Origin of the sequence: Enterococcus sp. AZ079, assembly GCF_050547255.1 — a bacterium.
Lineage (GTDB): Bacteria > Bacillota > Bacilli > Lactobacillales > Enterococcaceae > Enterococcus_D > Enterococcus_D casseliflavus.
In genome coordinates, this window is record NZ_CP172955.1 from 839,215 (window position 1) to 864,076 (window position 24,862).

24 protein-coding genes and 1 other RNA gene are annotated in these 24,862 nt (G+C 42.0%); 16 read left to right on the forward strand and 9 right to left on the reverse strand.

All coding sequences use genetic code 11. The features are described from left to right. Positions 1-123 precede the first annotated feature (123 nt). The 3 genes from IGJ15_RS04055 to IGJ15_RS04065 all read left to right on the forward strand — a co-directional run bounded on the left by IGJ15_RS04055 (position 124) and on the right by IGJ15_RS04065 (position 1,923). Positions 124-585 carry a GAF domain-containing protein gene (locus tag IGJ15_RS04055; RefSeq protein ID WP_015510123.1) on the forward strand — a complete coding sequence of 154 codons (462 nt, stop codon included), beginning with the start codon at positions 124-126 and terminating at the stop codon, positions 583-585. Positions 586-763: 178 nt separating this feature from the next. Beyond that, on the forward strand, positions 764-991 hold the full coding sequence (locus tag IGJ15_RS04060; protein ID WP_231435090.1) for a hypothetical protein: 228 nt from the start codon (positions 764-766) through the stop codon (positions 989-991). Between the two features lie 158 nt (positions 992-1,149). Further along, positions 1,150-1,923: a hypothetical protein gene (locus IGJ15_RS04065; protein WP_231435089.1), complete on the forward strand. Its 774-nt coding sequence runs from the start codon at positions 1,150-1,152 to the stop codon at positions 1,921-1,923. A 74-nt stretch (positions 1,924-1,997) separates the two neighbouring features. Here the strand turns inward: IGJ15_RS04065 and IGJ15_RS04070 are convergent, their stop codons facing one another. Beyond that, positions 1,998-2,333: an antibiotic biosynthesis monooxygenase family protein gene (locus IGJ15_RS04070; protein ID WP_074536028.1), complete on the reverse strand. Its 336-nt coding sequence runs from the start codon at positions 2,331-2,333 to the stop codon at positions 1,998-2,000. A 710-nt stretch (positions 2,334-3,043) separates the two neighbouring features. Between IGJ15_RS04070 and IGJ15_RS04075 the strand changes: the two genes are divergently transcribed. The 4 genes from IGJ15_RS04075 to IGJ15_RS04090 all read left to right on the forward strand — a co-directional run bounded on the left by IGJ15_RS04075 (position 3,044) and on the right by IGJ15_RS04090 (position 7,701). Beyond that, positions 3,044-4,705, forward strand: coding sequence for a peptide ABC transporter substrate-binding protein (locus IGJ15_RS04075; RefSeq protein ID WP_231435088.1), 1,662 nt, complete (start codon positions 3,044-3,046; stop codon positions 4,703-4,705). A gap of 188 nt (positions 4,706-4,893) precedes the next feature. Next, on the forward strand, positions 4,894-5,967 hold the full coding sequence (locus IGJ15_RS04080; RefSeq protein ID WP_231435087.1) for a dipeptide epimerase: 1,074 nt from the start codon (positions 4,894-4,896) through the stop codon (positions 5,965-5,967). A gap of 21 nt (positions 5,968-5,988) precedes the next feature. Beyond that, positions 5,989-6,900 (forward strand): C40 family peptidase, encoded by a 912-nt coding sequence (locus tag IGJ15_RS04085; RefSeq protein WP_231435086.1) that lies wholly within the window; start codon positions 5,989-5,991, stop codon positions 6,898-6,900. 36 nt (positions 6,901-6,936) lie between these two features. Beyond that, positions 6,937-7,701, forward strand: a complete 765-nt coding sequence (locus IGJ15_RS04090; protein ID WP_231435085.1) for a serine hydrolase — start codon at positions 6,937-6,939, stop codon at positions 7,699-7,701. Positions 7,702-7,754: 53 nt separating this feature from the next. On the opposite strand, the gene IGJ15_RS04095 is transcribed toward IGJ15_RS04090, so the two are convergent. After that, positions 7,755-8,456, reverse strand: a complete 702-nt coding sequence (locus tag IGJ15_RS04095) for a GntR family transcriptional regulator (RefSeq protein WP_074536019.1) — start codon at positions 8,454-8,456, stop codon at positions 7,755-7,757. Positions 8,457-8,627: 171 nt separating this feature from the next. On the opposite strand from IGJ15_RS04095, the gene IGJ15_RS04100 reads away from it, so the two are divergent. After that, positions 8,628-9,932, forward strand: coding sequence for a PTS sugar transporter subunit IIC (locus IGJ15_RS04100; protein WP_430599297.1), 1,305 nt, complete (start codon positions 8,628-8,630; stop codon positions 9,930-9,932). 14 nt (positions 9,933-9,946) lie between these two features. Further along, the gene (locus IGJ15_RS04105) at positions 9,947-11,362 is read left to right on the forward strand and encodes a glycoside hydrolase family 1 protein (RefSeq protein ID WP_231435084.1); all 1,416 of its coding nucleotides are present in this window, start codon (positions 9,947-9,949) and stop codon (positions 11,360-11,362) included. Positions 11,363-11,415: 53 nt separating this feature from the next. Here the strand turns inward: IGJ15_RS04105 and IGJ15_RS04110 are convergent, their stop codons facing one another. Then, positions 11,416-12,516 carry a mandelate racemase/muconate lactonizing enzyme family protein gene (locus IGJ15_RS04110; RefSeq protein ID WP_430599298.1) on the reverse strand — a complete coding sequence of 367 codons (1,101 nt, stop codon included), beginning with the start codon at positions 12,514-12,516 and terminating at the stop codon, positions 11,416-11,418. A 508-nt stretch (positions 12,517-13,024) separates the two neighbouring features. Next, on the reverse strand, positions 13,025-13,393 hold the full coding sequence (locus IGJ15_RS04115; protein WP_010749708.1) for an ACT domain-containing protein: 369 nt from the start codon (positions 13,391-13,393) through the stop codon (positions 13,025-13,027). A 491-nt stretch (positions 13,394-13,884) separates the two neighbouring features. Between IGJ15_RS04115 and IGJ15_RS04120 the strand changes: the two genes are divergently transcribed. Beyond that, positions 13,885-14,130, forward strand: coding sequence for a hypothetical protein (locus tag IGJ15_RS04120; RefSeq protein ID WP_010749707.1), 246 nt, complete (start codon positions 13,885-13,887; stop codon positions 14,128-14,130). A 586-nt stretch (positions 14,131-14,716) separates the two neighbouring features. Here IGJ15_RS04120 and ssrA read toward each other — a convergent pair. Together ssrA and IGJ15_RS04130 are read right to left on the reverse strand one after the other, a co-directional pair. Beyond that, positions 14,717-15,080: a transfer-messenger RNA gene (gene ssrA / locus IGJ15_RS04125) on the reverse strand. A 62-nt stretch (positions 15,081-15,142) separates the two neighbouring features. Further along, positions 15,143-15,913: a Cof-type HAD-IIB family hydrolase gene (locus tag IGJ15_RS04130; protein WP_081116485.1), complete on the reverse strand. Its 771-nt coding sequence runs from the start codon at positions 15,911-15,913 to the stop codon at positions 15,143-15,145. A gap of 145 nt (positions 15,914-16,058) precedes the next feature. On the opposite strand from IGJ15_RS04130, the gene IGJ15_RS04135 reads away from it, so the two are divergent. The 3 genes from IGJ15_RS04135 to IGJ15_RS04145 are packed head-to-tail and all read left to right on the forward strand — an operon-like array spanning position 16,059 to position 18,563. Next, the gene (locus tag IGJ15_RS04135; protein ID WP_015510109.1) at positions 16,059-16,409 is read left to right on the forward strand and encodes an SdpI family protein; all 351 of its coding nucleotides are present in this window, start codon (positions 16,059-16,061) and stop codon (positions 16,407-16,409) included. Continuing rightward, entirely contained in the window at positions 16,390-17,103 is a 714-nt protein-coding gene (locus IGJ15_RS04140) for a response regulator transcription factor (RefSeq protein ID WP_010749704.1), read from the forward strand. Before IGJ15_RS04135 ends, IGJ15_RS04140 begins: the two co-directional genes overlap by 20 nt. Beyond that, a complete protein-coding gene (locus IGJ15_RS04145) occupies positions 17,103-18,563 on the forward strand; it encodes a sensor histidine kinase (protein WP_231435082.1) in 1,461 nt (486 codons plus the stop codon). Before IGJ15_RS04140 ends, IGJ15_RS04145 begins: the two co-directional genes overlap by 1 nt. 116 nt (positions 18,564-18,679) lie before the next feature. On the opposite strand, the gene IGJ15_RS04150 is transcribed toward IGJ15_RS04145, so the two are convergent. From IGJ15_RS04150 to IGJ15_RS04160, 3 genes are all read right to left on the reverse strand, one after another. Next, on the reverse strand, positions 18,680-19,153 hold the full coding sequence (locus tag IGJ15_RS04150) for a hypothetical protein (protein WP_231435081.1): 474 nt from the start codon (positions 19,151-19,153) through the stop codon (positions 18,680-18,682). Next, on the reverse strand, positions 19,132-19,869 hold the full coding sequence (locus tag IGJ15_RS04155; RefSeq protein WP_128489347.1) for a hypothetical protein: 738 nt from the start codon (positions 19,867-19,869) through the stop codon (positions 19,132-19,134). The genes IGJ15_RS04150 and IGJ15_RS04155 overlap by 22 nt, the downstream gene beginning before the upstream one ends. A 181-nt stretch (positions 19,870-20,050) precedes the next feature. Then, positions 20,051-22,135, reverse strand: a complete 2,085-nt coding sequence (locus tag IGJ15_RS04160) for an LTA synthase family protein (protein WP_050979041.1) — start codon at positions 22,133-22,135, stop codon at positions 20,051-20,053. Between the two features lie 237 nt (positions 22,136-22,372). Here IGJ15_RS04160 and IGJ15_RS04165 point away from each other — a divergent pair, with 237 nt between their 5' ends. The 3 genes from IGJ15_RS04165 to ybaK are packed head-to-tail and all read left to right on the forward strand — an operon-like array spanning position 22,373 to position 24,842. Further along, positions 22,373-23,542 (forward strand): class I SAM-dependent rRNA methyltransferase, encoded by a 1,170-nt coding sequence (locus IGJ15_RS04165; protein ID WP_010749701.1) that lies wholly within the window; start codon positions 22,373-22,375, stop codon positions 23,540-23,542. A 5-nt stretch (positions 23,543-23,547) separates the two neighbouring features. Further along, positions 23,548-24,300 carry a type I 3-dehydroquinate dehydratase gene (gene aroD / locus IGJ15_RS04170; RefSeq protein WP_005229128.1) on the forward strand — a complete coding sequence of 251 codons (753 nt, stop codon included), beginning with the start codon at positions 23,548-23,550 and terminating at the stop codon, positions 24,298-24,300. A 50-nt stretch (positions 24,301-24,350) separates the two neighbouring features. Then, positions 24,351-24,842, forward strand: coding sequence for a Cys-tRNA(Pro) deacylase (ybaK, locus tag IGJ15_RS04175; protein ID WP_010749699.1), 492 nt, complete (start codon positions 24,351-24,353; stop codon positions 24,840-24,842). Positions 24,843-24,862: the final 20 nt, after the last annotated feature.

A 24,862-nucleotide genomic window follows, 5' to 3' on the forward strand; every position in this document is an offset into this window, starting at 1 on the left:
CGAGTGGATGGATAGGCTATTTTAGGCAACAGTTCTTTTTTCACATTATTGTTTCCCATACTCAGTAATTTAGACAAGACAAATCCTCTGTCTTTGCTTATAATCAAGGACAGAGGTGAGAAAATGAATAAAAAAATCGAAGCGTATGAATTGATGCTTCTGCAATTAAAAGGATTATTAGAAGCAGAGAGTAATTGGATCGCTAATCTAGCAAACTCTTCTGCTTTATTAAATGAAACATTGGAAGATACGGTGTTTGCCGGCTACTATTTGTTTGAAGAAGGCGAACTGATCTTAGGCCCGTTCCAAGGAAGAGTATCTTGCACCAGAATCACTATGGGCAAAGGGGTTTGTGGAGAGTCAGCGGCAAAACAAACGACATTGATCGTCCCGAATGTCAAAGAACATGAGAACTATATCTCTTGTGACTCGGCAGCTATGTCTGAAATCGTTGTTCCCATGATAGCTGATGATCAATTGATTGGTGTGTTGGATATCGATAGTGGCAAAACGAACAGCTATGATGAGATCGATCAGAAATATCTGGAAGAATTTGCGGCGATCCTAGTAGCGAGTCGTAAGTAAATCGTTATTTCTTAATAATTAGTAAAAAACAATATAATGTTTAAAAAGTAAGTGTTCATTGAATAATGGGCACTTTTTTCATTTTTGTTTTAAATGGACATGCATATCGCTTTATTTTATTAGAATTAGATGATAAGATGATAATACAATTAGAGAAATGAGTAGTAAGGAGCGCATTATGGAAGCAGAAACAATTGTATTAGGTAAAGCATATGAATGTAAACCAGTTGGCTTAGAAAGCCGCGTTATCGGAGAAGTGGCCAGAAAAATGGAACGTTGTGCCGTTTTGCATGTGATCCGTTATGAAGAGACCGATCATGACGAGCTTGAAGAACGTTGTGGACGAGTTGTGGCAAAATACAACGAGATCTATCAACCAGCATTGGTTGAATGCTTTTCTAGCTAAGGGTTAATCCCAATCAAACGAAGCCATGCACGTAAACCAATTCCCTTAACAAAGGGGCTGTTTCTTGGAAGCAGCCTCTTTTTTTGATTCTTGGACACCGCTGCGTAGAAAAATGCATGCTATAATGGGCGAGAAACTAGCAGAAAGCAGGGAGCGAAATGGAATTAGAAAAAACGGTCATTGATGACAAACAGATGCTTTTTGAATTGCCGAAGGAAGCAGGGCAACTGCAAATTGTTAAAGGAAAACTTATTGAAACAAAAGACAATACCGTCCTCTTAGCCATAAAAGAAGGCCAATTACTATCAGTAGCAGATGAGAAATCATTTGATGACAAGCAAGAATATGATCGCTTAATGATCCTTACACCACCTTGGGAGATCATGGCGCCATACTTAGCAGCCTATTACCAAGAGAAATATCATTTGTCCAATGCTTCCAACGCACCTATCGTGATTCCACAGGAACTGCAACAAGGGGTCGCTGTTTGTGCGGAATCATTTGATTGCTTGATCGATTTTCTGGGGTATGTATCCACCAGTAAAAAGGAAACGAAAGCGGTGAAAAAAGGGGGCAAGCCTCGTCATAATTGGTCAAAAGAATTACAAGATGAACCCTTTATGGTGGATTATCAAGGAAGTACAGCAACGGTCTATTGGCAGAAACGCAACGAGGTTCGAATTGAAAAAGGCGCTACCTTGCGTCAAGAGGTCCCTTTGAACAAAGACGGCTCGGTGGGCTTTTCAGCTCGATTAGCAGAAAAGATACGGCAAGAGAATCAATCAGCGATCAAAGAGGGACGAACGATTGAAGACGTCGTATTAAAAAGTGTCAATGAGGTCGGCATGTTTCTTTACTATGGGGGGACCAATGGCTGGCTTCAATTAAAAGATCAGCAAGGAAGAACCCTGAACGAGCGAACGGTGGAATAGAAAAGAGAGATACTGAACAAGAAAGCGATCCACCAAAGCGAACGGAATCAGCTTTGGTGGATCGCTCGTATCGTTTAACTAGGAGTAGGCTCTTCATCGATCAAGACAAATTCTTGACCTGTTTTGGACAAAACAAGGCTCGGTTTTGCAGTTCCTTCCTTTTCTGCTCGATACGCCTCTCGGTGCTTTTGCAGATGTTCAGGGCGTTTTAACCAAGCTTGAAATGCTTTTTTCTCAGTCCATTTTGACACCAACTGGAAAACGAGGCTGTCTTTTGATTCTGAAAACCAAGCTTCAGCAGAGTGACACCCAGCGAATGTTTTCATTGAGGCGGTATCTTTTTTCATTTTAGCAAGAAAGATGTCTTTGCCTTCTGGAATGACTTCAAATGCGACGGTACGGATATACATGAAATTCCTCCTTTGACTGTGAGTGATTTCATTTAGTATAGCGCTAATTGAGAATCATTGTCAATTAGCGTGGGGATTTTTACTTTTTTATCGATTTTCACTTTTTGATTAAATCTTTCAAAAGCCTTGAACAAATGAAAAAAGTACGTATAATTAATATACGTACTGAAGAGTCCGAAGAGTATTGGAGAAAATGGATACTTGGGGAAGTCTTTCTTTTCTCACGTGCAATACTCTTCGTTTGTTTAGTGTACCACTCCCATTTTAAAATAGATACGTTTTTTTTACTTTCTGAGGAGATTTCTTTTACTCCTTGAGTTGAAAGGCAAAAAAGTGGGAAGGTTCTGAGAAAGCGCTATGAAGACGAAATTTATGTCTTCTTTTTTTGTGTGAAAGGAAAGGAAAATTAAGAAAGTTTTTTTATCCATTTTACCTGCGAAATGATGTATAAGAAAGTATCAAAAGTTCTGATTACTAGAAGATCAGGACTTTTTTGTATGCTTTCTTGGCATGACTCCTTTCAACGATATTCAGCATAAAGTCGCTCTTTTCTACTTTTTACATTCAGAAGAGCGTTTCTGACACAACCGTGTAACCTCTTACATTTTTTTGGTCGTGTTAAATTGACAGGCTGCATAAACATGCGGTAAACTCGGTACAACAAACAGAATTTTTTGAATTATCTGAATGTTAGAAGGGGATGAGTAGAAATGGGGAAACGTAGCAAATATGCAGTATCGCTTGTGTTACTAGGCAGCTTATTTTTAGCAGCTTGTCAAAATGGCAATCAAGATAACGAGACGGATTCATCAGCAGCTTCTTCTGCAGAGCAAGTGATCAATGTGCAATTTTCGGCAGAGATGGGCAGTGCAGATATTTCTTTAGCAACCGACTCTTACAGCTTTATCACGTTAAACAACGCCTATGAAGGTCTTTATCGCTTAGATGAAAACAATGTTCCTGTGATCGCTGGTGCAAGTGAAGACGCTGAAGTTAGTGAAGATGGGCTTTCTTACACCATTTCACTGCGAGAAGAGGCAAAATGGTCCAATGGCGATCCAGTTACTGCAGCTGATTATGTTTTTAGCTGGCAGCGAACCGTTGATCCAGCCACTGCTTCCAATTATGCTTATATGCTGGCACCCGTTAAAAACGCTGCCGCTATTTCAGATGGGACGCTAGATAAAAGCGAGTTAGGGATCGAAGCAGTCAATGATTATCAATTGAAAATCACGTTAGAAAAACCGACGCCTTACTTTTTATCTTTACTGGCTTTTCCAACCTTCTTCCCGCAGAACGAGCGTGTCGTGGAAGAGTTTGGTGATCAATATGCCTTAACCAGTGAAAACGCGGCGTACAATGGACCATTCCTATTGACCAATTATGCTGGACCAGGCACCGACATCCAATGGACATTGGCGAAAAATCCCGATTATTGGGATGCCGATTCGGTCAAACTTGAAACAATTAACTTTGATGTCGTGAAAGACTCATCGACCGCTTATAACTTGTACGAAAGCGGACAAGCCGATGACATTATTTTAAGCGGTGAATTGGCGATGCAGAATGTGAATCATCCTGATTACATTGTTCAGCCTAGTGCAACCACTCAGTATTTAGAAATGAATCAAGCACCAGAAGATTCGCCTTTTCGAAATGCGAATCTGCGCCAAGCAATTTCGTATAGTATGAATCGACAACAAATCGTTGACAATATTTTAGGCAACGGCTCCTTACCAGCTGTCGGCTTTGTTCCTTCTGACCTAGCGTTCAATCCAGAGACAAAGGCTGATTTTGTCGAGGATGCGGCAACCAGGTTAGCCTTTGACGAAGAAAAAGCCCAAGAATATTGGGAAAAGGCAAAAGCTGAACTGGGTATCGATACATTGTCTTTTGAACTATTGACATCAGATACCGACCAATCGAAAAAAATGGCGGAATACATTCAAGGCACCTTGCAGCAAACACTGGATGGGCTGACTGTCGAAGTCACAAACGTTCCATTTTCTGTGCGCTTGGATCGTTCAAATAGCGGCGATTTTGAGATGGTCATGAACAACTGGATCGGGGATTATGCAGATCCAATCAACTTTTTGGAATTGTTCAAAAAAGACAGTTCCTATAATCGTGGAAAGTGGCTAAATGATGACTACAATCAATTGATCGAACAAGCCTCCAATGAAAATGCTAACAATCCAGAAGCTCGTTGGGAAAATATGGTAGCAGCAGAAAAAATCTTAAACGACGACTTAGGCGTTATTCCACTCTTCCAAAGTGCTGAAGCACATCTACGGTCGCCAAAAATCAAAGGCCTCATCGTTCATAGTGTTGGCGCGGCCTATGATTATAAAAATGTCTTTGTCGAAGAATAAGGAGAAAAAAGCTCCTTTTGTCTATTCATTGTCTGACTTCGCCAAAGAGGGCAGCAGACGAGAAAAACGTTACTAGAATGTTTAGCAACTTGATAACAAGGAATAAAGCAGTTCTTTTTCTAGCAGCGAACAATGACGTATTCATTTTAGCTAGATAAGAACTGTTTTTCTTTTTGGGAGGAACACCAATGAAAATCACAGCAGTTGAAACCAAACGAATTCCGATCCAGCTGAATGCACCGTTTAAAACGGCCCTCAGAGAGGTGCACGCCGTCGAAGTGATTCGAGTGCTGCTTTTTTTTGATAATGGGATCGTTGGCATCGGAGAAGCAGCACCTACCGAAGTGATCACCGGTGATACAAAAGAAAGTATTTTAAAAGATATCGAAACGGTCTTTGCCCCGTTCCTGTTAGGCAAAAAGGTAGATGCCCAATTGCTAGTAATGGATGAGCTTCATGCGTTGATCCAGCATCATACGAGCCCAAAAGCGGCGATTGATATCGCGATGCATGATGCACTGGCAAAAGCGGCAAACTTGCCTCTTTATCGCTATTTAGGTGGTTCTGCCAATACACTGACAACCGACTATACGATCAGTGTTGGCTCACAGGAGCAGATGCTGCATGATGCCCAAGCGAAAGTCCAGGCGGGATTTCGCTCCTTGAAAATCAAACTAGGGGCAGGAACGATCGAAGAGGAAGTTGCGAAAATTCGCCGCATCAATGAACGCTTGGCAGGAAAGATCCCCTTTCGAATCGATGCGAATCAAGGCTGGACCAAAGAAGAAGCGGTGCAGATTTTAGACCAATGGCAAGACATTCCGATCGAGTTTGTTGAACAGCCAGTAAAAGCCCATGATTTTGCTGGACTCAGCTATGTGACTGCTCGTACGACGATTCCAATCATGGCCGATGAAAGTCTTTTTTCCTATGAGGATGCCAAGCGTTTGATTGCTGAAAACTGCTGCAATTATTTGAACATTAAATTGATGAAAAGCGGCGGGATCAAAGAGGGACAAAAAATTTATCACTTGGCAAAAGAGCATCAAGTGCCGGTGATGGTCGGTTCGATGATTGAAGGGTATGGGGGAATGGCGGCAGCCGCCCATTTTGCTTTGGGGATGTCTGATGTCCAATTTTATGATCTGGATGTTCCTTTTATGTGGGAGACCCAAACGACTTCCCCTGAAACACAAGGGATTCTTCAGCGTCCAGGAAGCTTGAGCGTCACCGAACGCATCGGGCTAGGAATCAACGAATAAACAGTTATGAGAGGAGCAAAGATGAAACAAATTGTTCAGGCTGGCTCTTCCTTCTTATGGAAGGAACCCAAAGAAAACAAAGTACTAGCAAAAATCAAAGCATTTCCTTTAGAAGCGCTGCACACTTTTTTGACTGATGAAGATACGATGCGGCTTTACCAGGAAAGCTTAGTGGACTCCGAAGTATTATATGGGACGATAGTAGAAGTCATCGCCCAAACGGATGGTTGGTCACATGTGATCGTCTTGGATCAAATAAGCAATAAACACCCACTCGGGTATCCCGGTTATCTGCCGAACGAGGTATTGAAGCCATTGCCACCAGATTATGCAACAGCTAAAAGAAGGATTGGTGTGATTGCAAAAGAAGCCGTGCTTGTTTTTGACTCGACCACACGACTCGTTTCTTTTGGAACAGTTTTACCACTTGTTGGGGAAACCGCAGATTCCTATCAAGTGGCTACGCCTAATGGACTAGCAACGATTGCTAAAGCTTTTGCACACGACCTATCGGATACATGGGCAAAGCTCCCAGAAAAAATGGTTGCTTTAGCCGAACAATTTATAAACCAGCCCTATGTCTGGGCAGGCATTAGCGGCAGTGGCTTTGATTGTTCTGGATTCATGTATTCGCTGCATCGACTTCATGGTATTTTGATCCCCCGTGATACGATCGAGCAAGCACAACAAGCAAACACCGTACCTTACAGTCAGGCACAACCAGGGGACCTGCTGCTGTTTGCTTATGAAGAAGGAAAAGGCGAAGTCCATCATGTTGGGCTGTACTTGGGAGATGATGAAATGATTCATTCAAGAACACCCGGATCGCGGGTCATGAAAACCAAAATCACTGGCTCTAATTATGAACCAGAGCTCGCAGTTGTGGCGCGTTATTGGCAAAACCAGCCAAATGAATCACAGGAATGCTCATGAACATTCTTTTCATGAACGTAAGGAAAGGGGCATTTGATGGGAAAAGATGACTTGCGTGTAGCAATTAAGCCTATTCTAAAAAACTATCAGACAACCTTGGAAATGGGTTTATGGATCGGTACGCCAACGGAATGTCTCATTGACTATCAGAGTCAAAAGTCGTTTTCGGCAGCGAGTATCAGTAAGCTTGTTTTGTATGCCTATTATCTTGAACAGATTATCGAAGAAAAAATCGATCCGCAACAGCTGATCGGTGTGAACGCCGTTGATCTGACAGGGGGTGCTGGGGTGATCCGTCTTTTTCCTCAGAAGAAAGGTTGGACCATCAGTGAGCTTCTCACGGCGATGATCGCCGTATCTGATAATACTGCGACCAATGTACTATTGGACTTAGTAGGGTTGCCCACGCTTCAGGCCTGGATTCAGGAGCCAGAGATTCAATTTGAACGGTATATGATGCGACCGATCAAAGACAAAGAGAACCGCTTGACCCCCTCGGCGGCTGCCAAACTACTACTAAGGTGTGTTAAACGAGAAGAAGCTGCACTAGGATTTTCACCTTTAAATCAGCAGCAATTTCAAGAAGGATTAGCGGGAAATTTTGCGGAAACTGCGCAGCCTGCTTGCCGCATTTTTAATAAGACAGGCCGTCTTGACCGCATCGAACACGATGTAGCGTATTTACAAGCCAATGAAACGACGGTCATCATTGCGGCGTTTTCCTATGATAAAACCGGTAGTGGTCAAGGGATCAGTTGGCTAAGAGAAATTGGTCAAACAGTTTATCAGCAATATTTTTAAGTAAAATGCGCTGCGTATCGATCCTCACTCAGAGGCACTCGATCCGCAGCGTATTAATTATTTACAACAATAAAATCCCCCATATCATAGCGGTGCCGTGATTGGGAAAATTCAAAAGGCGTCCCATCGCCGAGGTAAACCGTTTGCTCAACTTCTAAAATGGGATCGGTGGCAGCACAAGCTAAGTATTGCTGGTCATAGGTGTCTGCACGATCCGCTTTGATACGACGGACAGATGTTCCAATCGAGGAGTGGAGTTGGTTCGTGATGTAGCTATAGACGGAAGAGGATAAGACTTCTTCGGTAATGCCAGGAATGACATGAAGCGGCATGATGGTATATTCTAAAACCACGGGTATATCGTCAAATAGACGCAGACGAACGATATCATAAATTTGCTGGTCACTGCGAATTTTTAGTTTTTCTTGTTCTTTCTCATCGGGAAAAAGAATGGCAAAAGAAATGATCTTGCTGGTGATTTTTCCTGTCTCTCCAAGGCGCTTGGTCAGCCCACGATTGATCTTGGCGTTGTAATCGAAGGTTGAATAGGAATCACTGATAAACGTACCCGTGCCTTTTTTACCGTAAATAATGCCTTCCATTTGTAAAATATTCAATGCTTTTTGAATCGTCACGCGGCTCGTTTGATAATCCGCAGCCAGTTCGGATTGCTTCGGCAATTTTTTCTCTTCTTCGTAAAACCCGTGATTGATTTTGCTCCGTAAATCGGCAGCGATGTCATGGTAGTTCGCCATTTGCTTCACCTCAAAATAATAATAAGTGATAAAACGAAGTATGTAAACTTGGAGCTTTACATACCCTGTTTTGAAGGCTTTTCCTGCGTTTACATTCTTCAGGAAATGAATTACATTTGTAATGTAATCGTTTTCTAACAATTGAAGAATAGGGGTATAGGAGGGAGTTTTATGCAAGGATTTATGGATCGACTCGCTGACGTTTTAGGAAAGTTTGCCAATAGGATCAACAATTTACGCTACATCATGGTCATTAAAAATGCTTTTGCTGCTTTGATTCCAGTAATCATTACAGGGGCGTTTGGTACATTATTTTCAGCAATGGTTTTTGATGCTGAAAATGGATTGGCACAAATCGAGGCACTGCGCTTTTTAGAAAGTTTAAAACCGATCTCATCTGCGGTCAGTTATGTGACGTTGAGTTTCTTAACGATCTATGCAGTGTTTCTGATTGGGATTGAGCTAGCAAAATTAAATAAGATTTCTGGGGTCTTTCCAGGAATCATCGCAGTGATGTCTTATCTTTCTGTTAATCCAATGATCTTTGAATTTTTGCACGAAGATGCGACGGTGGTTGCCGAAAACGTGCTGGCTAAGCAATATACTGACACGAAAGGCCTATTTTTAGGCATGTTCGTTGCGATCGTTTCCATCGAGCTTTATGCGTGGTTAGGAAGACAAAAACGGCTGCAGATCACGATGCCTGATAGTGTTCCAGGGAATGTTTCGGCAAGTTTTTCGGCATTGTTTCCAACGATTTTCACCGTGACCATCATCGCCACCGCTGGTTTTGCTATCAAAGCACTCACAGGGATGTATGCCTACGATATCATCTACAATGTCGTCCAACGACCACTGGAAGGAATCGTCCAAGGCTTACCAGGCATCTTGTTGTTGATGTTTATCGCACAAGTCTTTTGGGTCATCGGGATTCATGGGAACCAGATGGTCAAACCCATTCGAGAACCATTGTTGCTGGCAGCGATCGCCGTCAACACGGAAGCTTTTGAAGCTGGAAAAGAAGTACCCAATATCATTACGATGCCGTTTTGGGATATGTATATGAGTATGGGTGGCTCTGGCGTGACGATTGGTTTGCTGATTGCGATTTTGATCGTCGGTAAACGAGAGGACATGCGCCAAATCACTAAATTGTCATTAGCACCTGGGATTTTCAATATCAATGAGCCAGTGATCTTCGGCATGCCAATTATGCTGAATCCCATTTTGGCGATTCCCTTTATCCTGACACCGTTAGTAACAGGAACGATTGGGTACGTGGCGACAAGTCTAGGCTTTGCCGCTAAAGCGGTGGTAATGGTCCCATGGCCGATGCCACCGATCGTCAATGCTTATCTAGCTACTGCTGGGGATATCGGGGCTGTGATCACGCAAGTTATCTGTATTGTCGTGGCGATTTTGATCTATCTACCTTTTGTTTTGGTAATGAATTGTACGACCAATGAAGTTGCATAAAGGAGTTTTGAAAAATGGTAAAAATACCTGAAACATTTATTTTAGGGGCTGCTTCGTCTGCTTGGCAGACAGAAGGCTGGCAAGGAAAGAAAGAAGGGCAAGATTCGTATCTCGACCGCTGGTACAAAGAAGAACGCTTTGTCTGGCATAATGGCTACGGGCCGGCTGTTGCAACGAATTTTATGGAAAAGTTTTCAGAGGATGTTGAACTGATGCAGGAGGTTCATTTGACCCATTACCGAACATCGATCAACTGGGCGCGCTTCTTTACCGACCATGAACAGCTGATCGTTGATGAGGATTATGCTGCTCATATCGATCAGCTTATCGACCAATTGCTTGCGGCTGGGGTCGAACCGATGCTTTGTTTGGAACATTATGAACTGCCAGCTAGTTTGATGGATGCCTATGATGGCTGGAGCTCGCGTAAAGTGGTCGATCTATATACTCGTTATGCCGAAATCGCCTTCGAGCGTTACGGTGATCGAGTCAAACAGTGGTTCACCTTCAATGAGCCGATCGTTATTCAGACTCGTTGCTATCTCGATGCGATACGTTGGCCCCATGAGCAAAACACAAAAAAATGGATGCTTTGGAACTATCACAAAGTATTGGCATCCGCCCAAGCGGTGGCTGTCTATCATGAAAAAGGCTACGAGGGGCGCATCGGTTGTGTACTGAATCCAGAAATGGTTTACGCACGCTCTTCCTCACCGGAGGATCAAAACGCACAAAAAATGTACGATCTTTTTTTCAACCGAATCTTTTTTGATCCAATGGTCAAGGGGCATTATCCAAATGAACTTATCACACTTTGCCAAACCTATGACATCTACTTTGATCCGACAGAAGAAGATTTGGAAACGATCCGCACCCATACGGTGGATTTCTTAGGGGTCAATCAGTACTACCCGAAACGCGTGCGGGCACCACGATATCAATGGCATTCGGATACACCATTTCATCCAGAAATGTTTTATGAGACCTTTGATTTGCCAGGAAAACAAATGAATAACTCCCGTGGCTGGGAAATCTATCCGAAGGTCATGTACGATATGGCTAATTATCTTAAAGAAAATTATGGCAATATTCCATGGCTGATCACTGAAAATGGTATGGGGCGGGAAAATGAAGAACAGTATTTGGATGCCACAGGTCAAGTCCAAGATGATTATCGGATTCAGTTTATTACCGAACATCTTTACTGGCTGCTAAAAGCCGTCGAGGAAGGCGCCAACTGCGAAGGCTATATGCTTTGGGCATTTACCGATTGTGTTTCACCTATGAATGCGTTCAAAAACCGCTATGGTCTCGTACGAATCGAGCTAAATGAAGAACGGACTCGGTCATTAAAAAAATCAGCCGCTTGGTATCGTTCCCTGATTGATGAACGGTGGCTTCCATTTGAAGAAAAACCATTGATTCTGTAATAAAAACCCACGCTGATTTCCTCATCCTAAAGGAAATCAGCGTGGGTTTTCAGTTAAAAGGGTTGTTTATGAGGAGCAAGTTTCTCCCAGTCAAAGGTGACGCCAATCCCTGGTTCTTCTGGGGCAATCGCACAGCCATCGGATGGATCGATCACTAACGGTCTCGTGGTGTATTGATCGATTGGGAAACTGTGTATTTCGAGATACCCAGCATTAGGCATCGCTGCCAGTAGACTAACGTGCAATTCTTGCATGCCATGTGTAGAAACAGATAAGTTACTTGTTTGTGTTAAGGCAGCAATTTTCAACCAGCCGGTGATCCCACCGCAATTGGAAGCGTCGGGTTGCGGAAAATCGACATTGCCATATTTGATCATATGAGCAAATTCGATAGGGGTGCGCAAGTTTTCTCCGCCTGCAACCGCAATTTGTCCTTCTTTAGCGATACGAGCGTAGCCTTCGTAATCTTCGGGGATCGTTGGTTCTTCAAGGAACAAAATGTCATAAGGCGCCATCAGTTTGGCGGCTTTGATCGCTTTTTCAACAGACCAGCTCATGTTGGCATCCACCATAAAGACAACATCGGGACCAATCAATTCTCTGACCGCTTTTATTCGAGCAATATCTTCGGCAAGTGTTTTTTGTCCCAATTTGATTTTGACCGCTTTTAATCCCATGTCTAAATATTTTTGATTATTGGCTAAGAGTTTTTCAAGAGGAAAGTTTAGATCAATCGCACCACCATAGCATTTGACTTTGTTGCTTGCGCCGCCTAAAAGTTTGTAGAGGGGTTCTTGTGCTTTTTTCGCACGTAAGTCCCACAAGGCGATATCACAAGCCGCAATGGCGAAACTTGCTAAACCGCCTCTGGCAACATAGTGGATTCCCCAGTTCATCTGATCCCACAAGGCTTCCACACATGCTGGATCTTTCCCTGAAAGGATCGCTTTTAGTTCTTTATCGATCAGTTTGGCGATCGATTCGCCACCGAAGCCACCAGTATACGTATAGCCGACCCCTTCGCGTCCATCATCAGTAACGATCTTGACGATAGGCACTTCAAAGTGGGTGTGTAAGCCGTGCTTCGCATCTTCCATGATTTCTGGAAGAGGTATCCGATAATACGCTGTTTGTACATCTGTAATTTTTGCCATTAAAAATCCTCCTCAAATTAATGTTCACGTGTGCATTTTAATGTTAACGTTTGCATAACCATGGTAGCATGGGAAGGCGAGATTGACAAGGCTGAATTTCCTCAAATTCAAAACTTTAAAAGAAGGAGGATCGCTATCGAAGGGATCGCATCTCATCAACTGATGCTTCATGGAACCATTTAGAATATAAACAGATATAGGGAATATTAGCTAGAAACGAAGTGAAACCCCTATAAATTGTCACAAAATAGCATTTTGTTTATTTTTAAAGCATAGTTATTGAATAAAAATCATTTTTGTATTATGATTATCTTAACAACGAGCAATGAAGAGTACTGGGGCAAATGAAAGCTTGGGGAAGTCTTTTATTTGGGATACCCAGTACTCTTATCTTTGTTAAACGACAAGTGAAATACAAAAGAACGACTGAACTTCTTTGGTTCAGTCGTTCTTTTGTATTTCATAAAGCGAGCGAGAGTAACTTATCGTAAGGAAGAACAAGTTTTTCTCAATTGACAAAGGAATAATCATTGGCGGTTAAAACAGTACGAGCTTGTTCTACCTGATGTTCCTTGATTAAAATATAATCAGTATTGAAGGTAGAAACAGCAAAAATACTGATTGACTCCTCGGCTAGAAGGGAAGAGATTTTTGCAATAATGCCAATTAAGCTAAAATCCAGCACACCAATTATTTTCATCGCTTTCCATCCATCTTCTCTGTTTAGTGTTTCAGCTGGAACCTTTGCCGTTGGTAACACCAAAGAAAGTTCTTCTGACGTATGGGCAAAAAATAGAGGAACGATCTTCAGTATCGAAGGATCAATACGCTCTACTTGGATGACAGAAAAAGAGGGTGCCAATAAGGTCAGTTTCATTTAATCACGTCCTTCGTTTGATGCAATCATCATATCAAAGGATAAGAAAGAAGGGAAGGCGATTATCATTTGATCACGTACGATTCTAAGCGTTGTGTCCTTTCTGCGAGACGTAACAGACGGGTAGATTCTATACAGAAGAAAATAAGCGGTTAAAACTGATGGGTATACCTCTGTTTCTGGAGAAGAAGAAATATCAATTGGATCCGCAATCTATGCTGAATCAGATTTGAAATCAATCGAGTTAATAGAAGATAAATAGCACTCAATCATAAATCAATGGTTGAGTACTATTATTGTACATAAAATTATGGTGGACAGAGGAATGGAATATAAATCACTAATTGTTTGATTGGAAGAAAAATTGATACTGAGGATCATAAAGAGAAGAAGGAACATGCTAAATTTTACGAAGACCTTACAAGATTCAAGGAGAAGGTAAAGAACGCTCTGTAATATTTTGATAAACTTTAGTCAAGGAGGTGTGATAAATGGATAAATTTTTCAACTTTATTGAAAAAGGACTTTCCGAAGAAATTAATTTTTTTATGTTTTCCATAGATTTGGAACATTATTTAGTCGATCACTACGAGGAAATGTATACCGAAAACAAAGAAGCTACATTGTACCTGAATGATTTACTTCCTGATGAGGCTGAGAAAATGGAACCTGGAATGAATCCAGATAGTTTTTGTGAACGAGTAAAGGAAATTGTAGAGAAATCGAAAACACTTTAATTAGCACTTTTTTTGCTGAGGCAGAGTCAGATCAAGCCAGCAACGAACTATCATAGATTGTTGATGATCAAGCAGATTATGAAACTTACATCAAGCTTTGATGATAAGAAACATCTTCAAAAAATTTCATGCGATGAGGCAGGGAAAATAACTATTGTAGAAGCAAAGAAAGCCGTTGATAACGCAAAACAGGAGTGAAAAAAAGTGTGTCTAAAGATACTAAGGAGTAAAAAGCCTTAAATCAAACATAGAGTAAAAAAATCAGCCCAAGAAAAACTCGCAAAAAAGAGATTCGTATACAATTTGGTGAAAAGGTACGCCATTGAAGAGCATTGATTGCTTAAAAAAAGCATCTGACTTCACTTGAACAATTAATGTAGGTTCAATCGGTATAAGAAATACAATCTAAGAAAAGCGAGGAATAGCACATCGGTTTAAAGCTGATAATTAACCACCATTTGACTACCAAACAAGAAAACTACGAAAAACATTGTGGAACTGAAAATACAAAAAAAGTGTTCAAAACCTCTTTAAATCAAGGCTTTGAACACTTAGGAAAAACTACAAAAATCTAATCGATTTTTCTTTATGGAGATGGCGGGAGTCGAACCCGCGTCCAAACATATTGCTACCTAAAAATCTACGCTCATAGTCAACTCATTTGAAGGTTCGCTTTACAGCTTGCCGAGTGACAGGCAGTCTGTATCGCTAGTCTGATGCTCTCTTTTTTATCTTACAGACGGAAAGATAAAACGTATCCCACTTAGAATAGGACCCTTACTCGAGCACATGGGCGATGCCGAGAGGATCTACGCTAACTGTTTTTAGGCAGCTAAAGCGTAAGAGTTTTCGTTTTTAGCAGTTATATTTAACTGTAACGTTTTAACGTAGACGTAACCTACGAAGCGCAATTCAGGCTCAACTATGCCTGTCGAATCCGTAACATCCCCTTGATAAAAGGGGTATCGCTACCATTCATTAGTATACCATAGTTTTACCTGTATGCAAAGAATCAGATTAAGTCAAAGTGTTTCAGGGCGTGCACGATCCCGCCTTCGGTATTTTTCAGGGTCACGAAGTCTGCCAACTCTTTCAACTCTTGAATTCCATTTCCCATTGCAATTTTGTGGTCGCAGGCTTCTAAAAGAGCGAAGTCGTTGCTGCCGTCACCAAAGCCGAAGGTAGGTACATCTTCTAGACCCAACAATTCTACCAAGGTTTTTACGCCCGTCCCTTTAGAGGTGCCAGATTTTACGACATCGATGGAAAAGGGGGTATTACGATAAAAAGTTAATTCTGGAAAACGCTCATGATAATAAGCATCGTTGCCGACACCTAAAACCAACAACATATTGGTCCGATCTGTTTCATAATGCAGAGGATCGATTTCTGGTAAAGGGCTGCGGACATAGTTGTACGCACCAATCATTTCCGCGGTATGTCCAGTCGCCCAATAGCCTTTCTCATTGTAATAGCACAGTTCATCGCCATTGTCTTTGACTGCTTGGAACATCCGTGCGCAAAGTTCAGGTTCAAGGGTATCGGAAAAAACTTCTTTGCCGTCAATACGGATAAAGGCGCCGTTCATGACGATGTTCGAGGTGATCCCAGCTGCTTCACGAATGGCGGTAACTTCAGGTTCGGTTCTTCCTGTTGCAATGATCGGCAGTACTTGGTTTTTTCGCAACATCGCCATCGCTTCAGCGATTTCGGATGTGATTTGCGAGTGTTCATCTAAAAGCGTACCGTCAAGATCAAAAAAAGTTAATGCTTTATAGGTCATGTATCTTACTCCTAAGGTTTATAGTCATAGTCCACTCACAATCTTATCAAAGATTGAAAAAAAGGCAAACCTTTATGAATAATCGGTGAAGTTGTTGGTAGAAGAAAGAAATTCGAGTATACTATAGGAAGAATGGAGTGAAACGATGATTTTTTTAGTAATTGGCATCATTTTTTTCTTGATTGGTCTCACTTTTTTTCTTTTTCCATCAAAAAAAATGAACCTTATTTATGGCTACCGTTCCTATTTAGCAAAACAAAATGAACGCAACTGGCGGCATGCTCAGAAACTATGCGCCCGTTATTTTCTGCTTTTTGGCGGAATCATGGCGGTCATTGGGTTTGTCTTGAAATGGCAAGAATGGACCAATTTTTTCCTAGTTGAAATGATCGCGATCCCTTGGTTCATCGTGCCGATCTTTGGCCTGATCGAAGAGAATCTGCAACGATTTGATAAAGAACATAGAGGTGAAGAAAATGAATATATTAATGATTGAAGACAACGAATCTGTTTCTGAAATGATGCAAATGTTTTTCTTGAATGAAGGATGGGAAGCGGCTTTTAAGTACGACGGCAAAGAAGGACTGGAAGCCTTTGCTGCTGAACCAGACAAATGGGACATGATCACCCTTGACTTGAACCTTCCTTCCATGGATGGCATGATGGTGGCGCGCGAAATTCGCAAAATCTCCAGTACAGTACCTATTATTATGTTGACGGCCCGTGATTCAGAAAGCGATCAAGTCATCGGGTTGGAGATGGGGGCAGATGACTATGTGACGAAACCTTTTAGTCCACTGACCTTGATCGCGCGGATCAAAGCCTTACACCGCCGCAGTGAGTTGGTTGAAAAAACAACGCCTGAAGCTTCCGATGCAACTTTTGATGTTGTGACCGATCATTTCAAAATGAACACAAAAACACGGGAAGCCTATTTAAATGGCAAACCCATCGATGGGTTGACGCCGAAGGAATTTGATTTGCTTTATACGTTAGCGAAAAAACCGCGGCAAGTCTTTTCACGAGAGCAATTGTTAGAACTAGTTTGGGATTACCAATATTTTGGTGATGAACGGACGGTTGATGCGCACATCAAAAAACTAAGACAAAAAATAGAAAAAGTGGGACCTCAGATCATTCAAACCGTCTGGGGTGTGGGGTATAAATTTGACGATGCAGGTGCTGCTTAATGCGCTACTTGTATCAACAGCTGATTGCGTTTTTTGTTGTGATCTTCGTGATTTTGATGACGATTGGTATTGCGTTTACACAAATGACGCGCCAAACATTACAAGAACGAAATTATGAGCAGTTAATGGGGTATGCTTCGTCGGTCGCGACGATTTCGCAAATCAGCGATTCAGAATATTTGCAGCAAAATATGACGCGAGATGGCTATCTGCAATATTCTCTGCATTTGGCTGAAAATATTTTGAGCAACCAAGACATTTCTTTTGCTTTCTTTAAAAGCCCCGATGACATCATTTATCCATTAGATACGACTCGTGCGGTAGATTTTCCAATTTCTGAAAAAGACTGGCAATCCTTAGAAAACGGGGCGCGTCTGCAACTGACGTCGCCTACGAATCTATATGGGGGAAAAGAACTGACTTCCTATGTTTTGATTCCTTTTTCTGTCAACCGAACGGATTTTTACGGGGTGATGGTGGTTTCGCAATCGGCAAGCAGCATCTTGAATCTTGTCAGTGCTTTTAACCAAAACTTGTTTAAAGTATGTTTGATCTCGATCGTCGTTTCCTTATTGATCAGTTACCTATTTGCTACGTTCCAAGTAAGGCGGATCAATCGCATGAAACGAGCAACCAAGGAGATCACCAATGGCAATTTTGATATCTTCTTGCCAGTGCATAATCGGGATGAATTTGATGAGTTAGCCGAAGATTTTAATTTAATGACGAAATCCTTAAAAGAGTCGCAAGAGGAAATTGAACGACAAGAAGAACGTCGTCGACAATTTATGGCAGACGCTTCGCATGAGATGCGTACGCCTTTGACGACCATCAATGGCTTATTGGAAGGGTTGGAGTACAACGCGATTCCTGAAAATCAAAAGGACAATGCGATCCGTTTGATGAAAAATGAAACCAATCGCTTGATTCGATTAGTCAACGAAAACCTTGACTACGAAAAAATCCGAACCAATCAAATCTCGATGGTCATCAAAAAATTCGATGCAACGCAAACCATTAAAAATCTGCTGACGCAACTTGAGAGCAAGGCAGAAATCGCCAAAGATGTGTTGATTTTAGAAACAACAGAGCCAATTGACGTCTATGCCGACTACGATCGTTTCGTCCAAATCATAGTCAATATTTTACAAAATGCGATCCAGTTTACGGAAGATGGAGAAATTCGGGTTCGAATCGAAAAAGGCTACTTGGAAACGATCATCGAAATCAGTGATACGGGAATCGGCATGTCTGAAGAACAAGTCAAGAATATTTGGGATCGTTATTACAAAGTCGATCCTTCCCGTAAAAACCGTCAATTTGGTGAATCAGGTTTGGGCCTATCGATCGTTGAACAGCTCGTACGCCTGCACAAAGGAAAGATCAGTGTAGAAAGTGAACTTGGCAAAGGCACGACGTTTAAAATCTCTTTTCCTGATATCGACTTAAATGAAGAATAGCAATCGACCGGCAGCAATTCGCTTAGCCGGTCGATTTTTTTGCGGTTCATTGGCAGCAGTCCAAACAAAAAGACCTGCTTTTGCAAGCAAGCCTTCTTGTTCGGGGGCTATGTAAACTACAGATAAGTAGTATAAGGGGTATGGGCAAAGCATTCGTCTTCATGAATCAAATAGATGGCAACAGCAAATTGTTCGGCGATTTCTTGACACAAGGGCAGCAGGGTTTGAACCTCGTTCGTTGTTAATGTGCTCAAGACATTTTCGATTAAAAGGGTTTCTCTTTCTGAAAGTAAAGCTAAGAGCAGTTGAATTTTGAGCTCCTCAAAGGGCGTTAACTCTGTTCGATTTTTTTTCAAAGCCGATAAGGGAAGCTGTACATAAGGCAGCACATCCTCTAAATCGCCCCCCTTTTTATTTGCAAGAGATACATTGTCCATGACCGATAAAAAGGGGACGGAGGGCCACTGTGCGCGAATCAAGATTGCTTTTTTTTGTGAAAGCAGCAAACTTAATTCAGATGTTTTTGTTTCATTGTCTTTCGCAACATAAAAGAAACCAATTGATTTCGTTAGCTGAGTTGGTTTTTCCATTGTTTTTTCCTCCAATACAGACTATGTCCGCTAGCAATCAGACCAGTAAAGCTGGTAACCGCGGCAATCAATACGATAAGTGTGTGGCGCGTACTTTCAAATAAAATAGCCAGCCAGGTGGTGCTGTTCAAGTCAACATTTTGGACAAGAATTTGACTGTTTTGTGGGATCGTAATGGCGAATTCTTGACCGGGAAGACTTTGAACAGCCTCCCAAAAGTGATCCGAAGCACGCTCACGATCAAGAGCGATGATATGCCCGCTAAGCAATTCTCGCTGGAAATAAGGCTGGAAGAGCAGCAACAACACAAAGGCGATCACGGCAGCTGCTAAAAGCGGCAAGAGCATTTCAAGCAACTGCATCGCCACCCATTGTCTGGTGGTGGCACCACTTGCTAACCAGGCAGTGTATTCTGAGCGTTTCGATAATTGGTAATAAACTTGAAAGCCGATAAAGACCAGTGTAAAGGCGCTAAAAATCAAATAGAACAGTTGATGATAGATCGTCGTGACTGGTTGGATCTCTTCCGCTACTTTCGTTTGCAAATCTTCTGTTGTTAAGAGATCTCTGGTTTGAGCGATTACTTGATCCATTGAGTAGATCAAAGCGAAGGTCACGATCAAGCCAATCACGGCAAAGAAGGATACAAGCGTATAAAGCACCATGGCTTTTTTATGATAAAATATGCTGGCAATCGCAAAATGTATAGTTTTCATCTAGTTCACCTCATCCTATTTCATAGTATAAAAGGGGAGTTTGAATAAAGTATGAAGTTCTTGTAGTAAAATATCGAAGCTAAAAAAGCAATAGAAAAAATCGGGTTTTTACGAACAAAACAGCCGAAAAAAATCCAGCAAAGCATCCGCCTTGCTGGATCGATCTTGTAGTACTTATAGGTTATTCTCCGCTATCTTGTTCCGTCATCTGCTGGTATTCTTGGAAGGTTTTTGTTTGGTACAGATCGACGGTCGATTGATTGCCGTTTTGAGAAAAGGCGCTGGTTGAATCACTGCCTAGATTCTTTTCGATATCCATCATTTGCTGAAGGGCGTCTTTGTAATTATAGGTCGAAGGATCGACTTCTTCTAAACCGCTCTTCGCATAGAAACGTAAGAGATCACCATTGTTGATCTGATCAGAAACCGACAGCTGTTTGTCAACTTTGGCTTTCCACTCATCGACTTTCGCTTGCAGTTCATCGGATGGATCGTTGATCGGCATGCCGGTACGATTGTCATACAATGTACTGCTATAGTAAGTGTAGTCTGGTGTCACAAAGTCGCCATCGCGGAAGGCAACCAGTTGTTCATTTTGATCAGAGAATAAATCTTGTCCCAATTGAATATAGTTCGATGTATCTACACCGAGTAAGTGCAAGAGGGTTGGCAATGCATCAACTTGGCCACCATACGTATGATTGATGCCGCCGTTTGATTGTCCTGGAATATGGATCATATAAGGGACACGTTGCAATGAAGCATTGTCAAAGTTTGTCCAAGTCGAACTTGTTTTTCCAAGCAATTCTGCTAAGTTGCGGTTCCGAGAATTGGAAATTCCGTAATGGTCACCATATAAAACGATGACTGAGTTTTCGTACAAGCCGCTTTCTTTCAAGTAATTAAAGAACTCTTCTACGGCTTTATCTAAATAATTCGCGGTTGCGAAATACCCATTGATCGTTTGATCCGAAGTGTTCGCTAGCGGGAAGCCGCCTTCTTCATTGGTAAATTCAGAATATGGGTAGTGGTTAGAAACTGCAATGAATTTTGAATAGAACGGTTGTTGCAGACGTTCTAAGTATTGTACCGATTGTTCAAAGAACGGTTTGTCATGTAAACCGTATTGGAATGAATTTTCATCATTGACATCATAATACGATGCGTCGAAGAAATAATCATAGCCAAACCGTTTGTAGGTTTCATTTCGGTTCCAGAAGGTACCCGTATTTCCGTGGAAAACCGCACTGGTATAGCCTTGGGTTTGACCTAAAATATCTGGCGCTGCCTCAAAGGTATTTTTCCCACCCAGTTGAGTGAATAATGCCCCCTGATTCAATCCGAACAAGGAATTTTCGAATAACGTTTCCGCATCACTGGTCTTCCCAGCTTTTACTTGATGGAAGAAGTTATCGAAACTAAAGGTACTATCGCTATGATACAAACTATTGATAAATGGCATGACTTCATGTTCAACACCATTTTCATCTTTTAATTTATAATCGATCAAGAATTGCTGAACACTTTCTAAGTGAATATAAATGACGTTCTTGCCTTTTGCGATACCGAACAGATCATCATTCGGTTCCGCGTAATGTTCTCTGACATAGCTTTCTACTTCGTTCATGTCGTTGGGACTTGCTTCGGCACGTACTTGCGAAGCTTGATAGGTTTGCACGCCATCATAAACCGTAAAGGCGTTGATCCCAAGGTATTTCACTAAATAGTCACGAGAAAACGTTCGAGTAAGCAGTTCAGGACGATCCGCTTCTGCTAAGAAAAGATTGGCAGAAAAGACCATGACAGCTAAGGTTGAGATCGCAAAAGCCATCCGTGCCCGCACAGGACGAGTGTCCATTTTGATTTTTTTCATTGAAAAGGCTGCAATCAGCACGATAAAGTCAATGAAGTACAACACATCGTAGGGACGGAACAAGCGAATTGCGCTTTCTCCTAGACCACTTGCTACTTTTCCTACACCGAGCATCGTGTTGATGGTGATAAAGTCAGTGAATTCTCGATAGTACGAAACATTAGAGAACAACAGCAGAGTCATCAAGAAATAGATCACAAGCATCGTGATATAAGCTGCTTTGGTTCTTCTTACGTACAATGCGATCGACAGCAGCAACAAAGTCGTTGCGATCGGATTGATGAATAAGATGAAGTACTGAATGCTGCTTTCAATACCTAGGTGGAAGTCCACCATATAGGCAAAGATATTTTTTAGCCAAAATAATAGGGCTAATAGGAAAAAAAAGCCCATTCTTGTATTCACAAAGGTGGATACTTTATTTTTTTTCAAAGGAATCGTCCTCTCTTTTTCCAGTATAACCGGTAAATTACGATTTTACATCACAGTACATTTTACTAGGCTGTGAAAGACGTGTCAAATGAATTCCTTGTCATGACGCGGAATTAAGTATTTCTTTACTTTCAAGGATACAGACAATACAGTCGCTTTTTGCTATACTAAAAAGGAGAATGAATGGAGCAGATGAACATGAAAATAAAACTAACGAAGCAAGGATCAGCGAAGCTTCGCAAAAAGAATCCGTTGATCCAACGAGAAGATCTTCAACAAGCAATCGAGACGAAGGAGTGGGTCACCTTTATTGATCAGGCCAACCATTTCTTAGGTGTCGGCTATCTTGGGGAACAAAATAAAGGGATCGGATGGGTCGTATCCTTTGAAGAAACAGTGATCGACCAAGCATTCTTTGCGCAACGCTTTGCGAAAGCAAAAGGCAAACGCATTGCTTACTATCAAGATGACCTGACAGATGCCTTTCGTCTGTTTAATGGCGAGGGGGATCAATTGGGGGGACTTACCGTAGATTTGTATGGCGAGTATGTCGTTTTTTCTTGGTACAATGCCACCCTTTATCAACATAAAAAAGCGATCGTGGCGGCTTTTCGTCAAATATTTCCCGAGATCAAAGGGGCTTATGAAAAAATCCGCTTTACGTCTGAACTGCCTGAATCAGCATGGGTCTATGGAAAAACGGCACCTGAACCCTTACTGGTGAAGGAAAATGGCGTCACGTATGCGACGTATTTGAACGAAGGACTAATGACGGGCATCTTTTTGGATCAAAAAGAAGTTCGTGGGCAACTTGTTGATGGCTTGGCAGCTGGCAAGACGGTTTTAAATATGTTCAGTTATACGGGGGCGTTTTCTGTCGCTGCTGCTGTCGGTGGCGCTGCTCAAACAACGAGCGTCGATTTGGCAAAACGCAGTCTAGAAAAGACCCGCGAACAATTTGCAGTCAACGGCATTGATCCAGATACCCAGCGTATCCATGTCATGGATGTTTTCAATTACTTCAATTATGCCAGCAAAAAAGACTTGCGCTTTGATGTGATCGTTTTAGATCCGCCGAGTTTTGCCCGCAACAAGAAAAAGGTCTTCTCGGTTGCGAAAAATTATGGCGACTTAGTCACTGATAGTTTGGCGATTTTAGCGCCTGATGGCTTGTTGATCGCCTCAACGAATGCGGCCAATCTTTCACCGAGGAAGTTTCAAGAAATGATCGAAGCATCCTTAGAGAAAGCACACGTTGCTTATGAATGTATTCAAAGTTATCGTCTACCAGCTGATTTTGCGGTAGATAAGCATTTTTCCGAAGGGAACTATCTGAAAGTATTCTTTTATCAAATGAAAAAGGAGTGAAGTAGATGAGCCGATCAAAACCAGTAACGTTAGACGGGAAAACACCGTTGATTTGTGTGCCATTGATTGGGAAAACCAATGAAGAGATCTTGAAACAAGCCATTGCTGCTGAGGAATCAGAGGCACAGATCGTCGAATGGCGTGTTGATCATTACAAACATGTCGAAGACCAGCAAGCGGTCTTAGATGCGTTATCACATATTCGCACGACATTAAAGCACAAAGAGCTGCTCTTCACTTTTCGAACCTTGGAAGAAGGAGGCGAGCGAGCGTTCACATTGACCCAGTACAAAGAATTGTGTTTAGCTGCTGCTGATTCAGGCTTGATCGATTGGATCGATGTCGAATTAGAGAAAGCTGAATTTTTAGGTCGAGCCTTTATTCAAGAAATCAAAAAGGCACAGGTAAAGCTGATATTGAGCAATCATGATTTTGAGAAAACGCCAGAAGATGCTGTGTTGATTTTAAAGATCGGCGTAATGAATCAATTTGGTGCCGATGTTGGCAAGTTAGCGATGATGCCCAAGCAAGTCCAAGATGTTTTACGTTTGATGGGGATCATTACTAAAGCGCGTGGCTTCAACCAACTGCCGTTGGCGATCATGTCGATGGGGGAGCTGGGGAAAATCAGCCGGGTTAGTGGGGCATTGACTGGTTCGGTCTTTACTTTTGCTTCGTTGCAAGGTGCTTCAGCACCTGGACAAATACCGATCGAACGAATGACCAACTACTTACAAGAATTTTCACTCAATGAGTAAGACCAGCCAAGGCCTTCTCTTAAAAGAAACCAAAACAAAAGAGGGATAAAATGGCGAAGAAGAAACAAAAAACCAATGCGATCCGTCAAGTAGAACAACAGAAAATCGCTTATAACGAATACACCTATGAGTGGTCGGAAGACCATCTCGATGCGCAATCCGTCGCTGTGCAACTAGCACGCCCGCAAGCCATCTACAAAACGCTGGTGGCAGTGGGCAACAAAACAGGTCCGCTGGTGGCTGTGATTCCTGGAAACAGAGAAGTGGATCTGAAAAAGTTAGCCAAAGTCAGTGGAAACAAAAAAGTAGAGATGCTGCATCTGAGAGATTTAGAAGAAACGACTGGCTATATTCGCGGCGGCTGTTCGCCGATCGGGATGAAAAAGCTCTTTCCTACTTATATTGATCATAAGGCAGAGACACTGGAAGAAATCGTGGTTTCTGCAGGAAAGCGCGGGTTGCAGATGGGGCTTGCCCCACAAGCGTTGCAACAATTGACTAGGGCGGTCTTTGCCGATTTGTTGGCACCTGAACACGAATAAAAAATCCCCGTGAACCATCT

Bases quoted from the DNA above. Each gene is read 5' to 3' on its own strand.
- IGJ15_RS04055 (WP_015510123.1), top strand. From the start codon at position 124: ATGAATAAAAAAATCGAAGCGTATGAATTGATGCTTCTGCAATTAAAA.
- IGJ15_RS04060 (WP_231435090.1), top strand. From the start codon at position 764: ATGGAAGCAGAAACAATTGTATTAGGTAAAGCATATGAATGTAAACCA.
- IGJ15_RS04065 (WP_231435089.1), top strand. From the start codon at position 1,150: ATGGAATTAGAAAAAACGGTCATTGATGACAAACAGATGCTTTTTGAA.
- IGJ15_RS04070 (WP_074536028.1), bottom strand. From the start codon at position 2,333: ATGTATATCCGTACCGTCGCATTTGAAGTCATTCCAGAAGGCAAAGAC.
- IGJ15_RS04075 (WP_231435088.1), top strand. From the start codon at position 3,044: ATGGGGAAACGTAGCAAATATGCAGTATCGCTTGTGTTACTAGGCAGC.
- IGJ15_RS04080 (WP_231435087.1), top strand. From the start codon at position 4,894: ATGAAAATCACAGCAGTTGAAACCAAACGAATTCCGATCCAGCTGAAT.
- IGJ15_RS04085 (WP_231435086.1), top strand. From the start codon at position 5,989: ATGAAACAAATTGTTCAGGCTGGCTCTTCCTTCTTATGGAAGGAACCC.
- IGJ15_RS04090 (WP_231435085.1), top strand. From the start codon at position 6,937: ATGGGAAAAGATGACTTGCGTGTAGCAATTAAGCCTATTCTAAAAAAC.
- IGJ15_RS04095 (WP_074536019.1), bottom strand. From the start codon at position 8,456: ATGGCGAACTACCATGACATCGCTGCCGATTTACGGAGCAAAATCAAT.
- IGJ15_RS04100 (WP_430599297.1), top strand. From the start codon at position 8,628: ATGCAAGGATTTATGGATCGACTCGCTGACGTTTTAGGAAAGTTTGCC.
- IGJ15_RS04105 (WP_231435084.1), top strand. From the start codon at position 9,947: ATGGTAAAAATACCTGAAACATTTATTTTAGGGGCTGCTTCGTCTGCT.
- IGJ15_RS04110 (WP_430599298.1), bottom strand. From the start codon at position 12,516: ATGGCAAAAATTACAGATGTACAAACAGCGTATTATCGGATACCTCTT.
- IGJ15_RS04115 (WP_010749708.1), bottom strand. From the start codon at position 13,393: ATGAAACTGACCTTATTGGCACCCTCTTTTTCTGTCATCCAAGTAGAG.
- IGJ15_RS04120 (WP_010749707.1), top strand. From the start codon at position 13,885: ATGGATAAATTTTTCAACTTTATTGAAAAAGGACTTTCCGAAGAAATT.
- IGJ15_RS04130 (WP_081116485.1), bottom strand. From the start codon at position 15,913: ATGACCTATAAAGCATTAACTTTTTTTGATCTTGACGGTACGCTTTTA.
- IGJ15_RS04135 (WP_015510109.1), top strand. From the start codon at position 16,059: ATGATTTTTTTAGTAATTGGCATCATTTTTTTCTTGATTGGTCTCACT.
- IGJ15_RS04140 (WP_010749704.1), top strand. From the start codon at position 16,390: ATGAATATATTAATGATTGAAGACAACGAATCTGTTTCTGAAATGATG.
- IGJ15_RS04145 (WP_231435082.1), top strand. From the start codon at position 17,103: ATGCGCTACTTGTATCAACAGCTGATTGCGTTTTTTGTTGTGATCTTC.
- IGJ15_RS04150 (WP_231435081.1), bottom strand. From the start codon at position 19,153: ATGGAAAAACCAACTCAGCTAACGAAATCAATTGGTTTCTTTTATGTT.
- IGJ15_RS04155 (WP_128489347.1), bottom strand. From the start codon at position 19,869: ATGAAAACTATACATTTTGCGATTGCCAGCATATTTTATCATAAAAAA.
- IGJ15_RS04160 (WP_050979041.1), bottom strand. From the start codon at position 22,135: ATGGGCTTTTTTTTCCTATTAGCCCTATTATTTTGGCTAAAAAATATC.
- IGJ15_RS04165 (WP_010749701.1), top strand. From the start codon at position 22,373: ATGAAAATAAAACTAACGAAGCAAGGATCAGCGAAGCTTCGCAAAAAG.
- aroD (WP_005229128.1), top strand. From the start codon at position 23,548: ATGAGCCGATCAAAACCAGTAACGTTAGACGGGAAAACACCGTTGATT.
- ybaK (WP_010749699.1), top strand. From the start codon at position 24,351: ATGGCGAAGAAGAAACAAAAAACCAATGCGATCCGTCAAGTAGAACAA.